6 protein-coding genes are annotated in these 5,391 nt (G+C 70.7%); 4 read left to right on the top strand and 2 right to left on the bottom strand.

Features of this window, described 5'->3' with window-relative positions:
* Positions 1–131: 131 nt before the first annotated feature.
* From JHN45_RS50250 to JHN45_RS50265, 4 genes are read left to right on the top strand one after another with little or no spacing between them, the layout of a single operon-like run.
* Positions 132–1,289, top strand: coding sequence for an acyl-CoA dehydrogenase family protein (locus JHN45_RS50250; protein WP_200717249.1), 1,158 nt, complete (start codon positions 132–134; stop codon positions 1,287–1,289).
* A gap of 35 nt (positions 1,290–1,324) precedes the next feature.
* Positions 1,325–2,197 carry an acyl-CoA thioesterase II gene (locus JHN45_RS50255; protein ID WP_200717250.1) on the top strand — a complete coding sequence of 291 codons (873 nt, stop codon included), beginning with the start codon at positions 1,325–1,327 and terminating at the stop codon, positions 2,195–2,197.
* 4 nt (positions 2,198–2,201) lie between these two features.
* On the top strand, positions 2,202–3,191 hold the full coding sequence (locus tag JHN45_RS50260; protein WP_201056149.1) for a cation diffusion facilitator family transporter: 990 nt from the start codon (positions 2,202–2,204) through the stop codon (positions 3,189–3,191).
* 43 nt (positions 3,192–3,234) lie between these two features.
* The gene (locus tag JHN45_RS50265) at positions 3,235–3,912 is read left to right on the top strand and encodes a maleylpyruvate isomerase N-terminal domain-containing protein (protein WP_201056151.1); all 678 of its coding nucleotides are present in this window, start codon (positions 3,235–3,237) and stop codon (positions 3,910–3,912) included.
* Between the two features lie 10 nt (positions 3,913–3,922).
* Here the strand turns inward: JHN45_RS50265 and JHN45_RS50270 are convergent, their stop codons facing one another.
* On the bottom strand, positions 3,923–4,711 hold the full coding sequence (locus JHN45_RS50270) for a phosphatase (RefSeq protein ID WP_201056153.1): 789 nt from the start codon (positions 4,709–4,711) through the stop codon (positions 3,923–3,925).
* Between the two features lie 90 nt (positions 4,712–4,801).
* Positions 4,802–5,391: helix-turn-helix domain-containing protein (locus JHN45_RS50275; RefSeq protein WP_201056154.1), on the bottom strand; the 590-nt coding region annotated here is incomplete at its 5' end.

The following is a 5,391-nucleotide window of genomic DNA, read 5'->3' on the forward strand; positions in this document are numbered from 1 at the left end:
GTGGGTGGGCAAAGGCGGCGTGACGAGCGTTACGTGCCCGTTCCGCTGGACGCTCCCCCTACTCGCCGGTACCGTGATGTTCTGAGCAAGCGCTTAGAAACGGAACCTTGAGCTAGCTGGAGGTGGCGGCGGTGCGCCGTACGGTGTTTGACGAGGACCACGAGGCGTTCCGGGAGACCATCCGGGCGTTCATCGAGGCCGAGGTCGTCCCGGTCTACGACGAGTGGTTCGCCGCCGGCCAGGCGCCGCGCGAGTTCTACCACAAGCTCGGCGAGCTCGGCGTCTTCGGCATCCGCGTGGACGAGGAGTACGGCGGCGCGGGCATCGACTCGTACAAGTTCGAGGCCGTCCTCTACGAGGAGACCGCGCGCGCGGGTGTCTCCTTCGGTGGCTCCGGTGTGCACGTGCTGCTCGGCCTGCCCTACATCAAGCTGCTCGCCAACGACGAGCAGAAGAAGAAGTACCTCCCGAAGTTCGTCACCGGCGAGGAGATGTGGGCCATCGCGATGACGGAGCCGGGCACCGGTTCCGACCTCGCGGGCATGAAGACCACCGCCAAGCTCTCCGAGGACGGCACGCACTACGTCCTCAACGGCGCCAAGACCTTCATCACCGGCGGTGTGCACGCCGACCGCATGATCGTCTGCGCCCGCACCTCCCCGTCCACCAAGGAGGACCGCCGCCACGGCATTTCCCTCTTCGTGGTGGACACCAAGGCCGAGGGCTACTCGGTCGGCCGCAAGCTCGACAAGCTCGGCCTGAAGACCTCCGACACCGCCGAGCTGGCGTTCGTCGACGTCAAGGTGCCCGTCGAGGACCTCCTCGGCGAGGAGAACAAGGGCTTCTACTACCTCGGCCACAACCTCGCCTCCGAGCGCTGGGGCATCGCCTTCGGCGCCTACGCGCAGGCCAAGGCCGCCGTCCGCTTCGCGAAGCAGTACGTGCAGGACCGGGTCGTCTTCGGCCAGCCCGTCGCCGCGTTCCAGAACACCAAGTTCGAACTGGCCGCCTGCCAGGCCGAGGTGGACGCCGCCGAGGCCGTCGTGGACCGCGCGACCGAGGCCCTGGACGCCGGTGAGCTGACCCCCGCCGAGGCGGCCAGCGCCAAGCTGTTCACCACCGAGGTCGCCCACCGCGTGATCGACCGCTGCCTCCAGCTGCACGGCGGCTACGGCTTCATGAACGAGTACCCGATCGCCCGCCTGTACGCGGACAACCGCGTCAACCGCATCTACGGCGGCACCAGCGAGATCATGAAGACGATCATCGCCAAGGACATGGGTCTGTAAGGTCCCGGCAATTACTGCCCGGTACAACTAACCCCATGAACCAGGCACTACAGGATCTCCTCGATCTGCTCGACCTGGAGCAGATCGAGGAGAACATCTTCCGCGGCGAGTCCCGCTCCGCCGTCGTCCCCCGCGTCTTCGGGGGCCAGGTGGCGGCCCAGGCCCTGGTCGCCGCCGGACGGACGGTCCCCGCCGACCGGTACGCGCACTCCCTGCACGCGTACTTCCTGCGCACGGGAGACCCGGGCGCGCCCATCGTCTACACCGTCGAGCGGATCCGCGACGGCCGCTCCTTCACCACCCGCCGCGTGCTCGCCGTCCAGCACGGCCGGCCGATCTTCGCGCTGTCGGCGTCCTTCCAGACGTACGAGGAAGGCCTCGACCACCAGACCCCGATGCCGCCCGCGCCCGACCCGGAGACGGTCCCCACCGGCCGCGAGCGCCTGCTCGGCTACGACCACCTCGACCAGAGGATCGTTGAACGATTCCTGGAGGCGCGTCAGGCGATCGACCTCCGGTACGTCGACGACCCGCCGTACGGCAGGTTCGGCGAACCGCGCGAACCGCACTCCCAGGTCTGGTTCCGCACCGACGGCAAACTCGCGGACGACCCGCTCCTCCACGTGGTCCTCGCGACCTACGTCTCCGACATGACGCTCCTCGACTCGATCCTCCTCGCGCACGGCCGCGGCGGCTGGGCCGTAGGAGATGTCGTCGGCGCGTCGCTCGACCACGCGATGTGGTTCCACCGGCCGTTCCGCGCCGACGAATGGCTGCTCTACGACCAGGAGTCGCCGTCGGCGTACGGCGGACGCGGCCTCGGGCAGGCCCGGATCTACACCCAGGACGGTCAACTGGCCGTCTCCGTCATTCAGGAGGGCGTGGTCCGGGTTCCTCGGGAAGACTGAGGGCATGACAGAAACCGAGGAGACAGCGGCGGCGGAGGAGAGTGAGGGCGGCGGCGAGTCCACCCTCACGGTGATCGTCGCGGCCGTCGCCAACCTGGGGATCGCGCTCGCCAAGGCGGTCGCCGGCGTCATCAGCGGCTCCAGCGCGATGCTCTCCGAGGCGGCCCACTCGGTCGCCGACACGGTCACCGAACTCCTCCTCCTCACCGCCCTCAAGCGCAGCGAGAAACCCGCCGACGAGGACCACCCCCTCGGCTACGGCCCCGAGCGCTACATCTGGGCGATGCTCGCCGCCGTCGCCACCTTCGTCGGCGGCGCGGTCTTCTCGATCTACGACGGCGTCCACACCCTGGTCGCCGGCGAGGATCTCGGCGACCCGCTCATCTCCTACATCGTGCTCGGCGTCGCCTTCCTCCTGGAGGGCTACTCCCTGCGGACGGGCGTACGCCAGGCGCGCGGAGAGGCGGCCCGCTTCGACGCCTCCTTCAAGCGCTACCTCCGCTACACCCCCGACACCGCGGTGAAGGCCGTAGTACTGGAGGACTCCGCCGCCCTGGTCGGCCTGGTCCTCGCGGCGGGCGGTCTGCTCGGCGGACAGCTCACCGGCTCCGGCGTCTGGGACGGCCTCGCGTCCCTCTGCATCGGCCTGCTCCTGCTCTACGTCGCCTGGGTGCTGGGCCGCTCCAACGCCGAACTCCTCATCGGCCGCCCCCTGCCCAAGGCCATGCGGGACCGTATCCGCGAAGAACTGCTCGGGGTCGAACACATCGAAGCCGTACTGGAGTTGACGACCCTCGTACAGGGCCCGCGAGAGGCGCTGGTCGCCGCGAAGATCGACTTCCGGGACCGGTCGAGTGCCGCGCAGATCGAGTGGGCCTGCGAACAGGCCGAACAGCGGCTGCGGGAGGCGTTCCCGGCGGTGAGCCGGGTGTATCTGGACCCGACGCCGGGCTATGCGCAGCGACGGGCGGAGGGGCTGAACCCCTGGCCGTGAAAAGGGAGTTGAGCCGTCTCGTCCGGCAGGGTGGGATGAGGGCATGACGGTCACCGAGGAGTCGTGGAACTGGCGGGGCGGGCGGATCCGGGAGGCCTTCGCACAGGCCGCCGACATCACCGGCGAGCTCCTCGCCGCCCCCGCCGTCGCCGCCGCCTGGGACCGGCCGAGCGCGCTGCGGCACTACAGCGTCCGAGGGCTGTCCGGCCACATCTTCCGGCAGGAACTGGCCCTGCCGGGGCTGCTCGCCGCACCCGTACCGGCCCAACCGGTCATCCCGCTACGGGAGTACTACCTGGAGCGGGTCATCTGGCTGGACGCCGGCCCCGACGCGCCGGTCAGCGGACGGATCCGGCAGGGCGGCGAGGCGACGGCCACGGACGGGCACGCGGCACTGCACGCGCGCGTGCACGAGGCACTCGTACTGCTCCGGACGGAGGTGCCGAAGGCGCCCGCCTCGCGACCCCTGCACATCCCCTCCTGGGGCGACTGGTCCCTCGAACTCGACGACTTCCTGCTCACCCGGCTGCTGGAACTCGTCGTCCACGCCGACGACTTGGCGTGCAGCGTGGGTCTGCCGACCCCGGAGTTCCCGGAACGGGTGACCGCCCCGGTCGTCGAACTGCTGGCCCGTCTGGCGGTCCGGCGACACGGAGTGACGGACGTCGTACGAGGGCTCGCGCGCGCCGAGCGGGCTCCCAAGTCGATCGCCGGGATCTGAGTCCTGAGCCCTAGCTCAGCCCCGCCTCCGCCAGCAGATACGCCGTCAGCGGGTCGTAGTACCTGGGGCTGACCACGTGGTCGTCGAGCGGGACGGCCACCTGGAGGGTGCCCTCGGACTCGGCGAGGAAGAGTGCCGGGTCGTTGCAGTCCGCGTAGCCGACGGAGTCGACGCCGTGGCGGCCCGCGTAGCCCGCCCAGCCGTGGTCGGCGACGACCAGGTCGGGCAGCGGGCGGCCCTCGCGCTCCAGGGCGGTCAGGATCGCCTTCATCGGCTCACCGGAGTGGGTGTGCCACAGGGTGGCGCCGTGCTCCAGGACGGCCACGTCCGCGAACTGCATGACGTACCCCTCCTCCGTCTGCAGCCCCTCCGGGATCACCACGATCTCGCAGCCGGCCGTGCGCAGGGCGGCGGCCGTGGAGTGGTGCACTTCGAGCAGCCCGCCCGGGTGACCGGTGGCGAAGAGCACCCGCTGCTGACCGTCGGCCGCCTTGCGCAGTCGCGCGGCGAGGCGGTCGAGCGCCTCGACCGTCAGCTCCGGGTCGATGGTGTCCTGGCCGTAGCGGTACTCGGGATCGTCGTTCACCCCCACCCGCTCCGCCATCACCGCGAGCACGTCCTGCTCGTCGGACCAGCGGTCGCCGAGCTCCAGGCCGAACCAGTAGTGGCGGTCGCCGTTGGCCAGCTTGCGGTAGTGGGAGAGGTTGTTCTCGCGGGGAGTGGCTACGTCGCCCGCGATACGGGTCTTCACAAGGTGATCGACGAGCTCGGCGCGGCTTGGGGTCCCGGGTATCGGCATGGCCCCATTGTGGAGCAGCGGACTGTGCCGGTGCCCGGCGTCCCGGACGCTGGGATGTGGATCACTCGCGGGTGACTCGCGGATGACCGCTCACAGGTGACGCAGGCCGAACCACAGTTCCATCCGTACGTCCGGATCGTCCAGGTCCGCGTCCAGCAGCGCCGCGCACCGGGCGATCCGCTGCCGCACGGTGTTGCGGTGCACGGCCAGCGCGACCGCCGTACGGTCCCAACTCCCGTGCAGCGAGAGCCAGGTGCGCAGCGTCTCGGTGAGCGCGGGGCTCGTGGCGAGCGGGGCGAGGAGGGTACGGGCGTGCGCCTCGGCTTCTCCGTGGGGGACCAGTCCGGCGAGGCCGGGGCGGTCGGCGGCACCGTGCCGGACCAGCGGGGCGCGGGTCGCGCGGGCCCGGGCCAGGGCACGGGCCGCCTGGGTGTCGGCGGCCGGCCAGTCCTCCGGAGTTACGGGTGCACTGACACCGAGGGTCCAGCCGGATTGCGGGGCGAGGTGCGGGGCGGGTTCGCGATCGGCGGGGACCAGTACCCGTACTACCTCAGGCGTCAGGTCGATCAACGCCGACCCGAGGGCGGCGCCCAGCGCGGACGCGGCGACCGGGTCGGACACAGGGCTGTCGGGCGCCGCGTGCACGACGACCCACCGGTCCCCGCCGAGCAGCGACGCGA

It is taken from the genome of Streptomyces sp. MBT53, assembly GCF_016654115.1.
GTDB lineage: Bacteria > Actinomycetota > Actinomycetes > Streptomycetales > Streptomycetaceae > Streptomyces.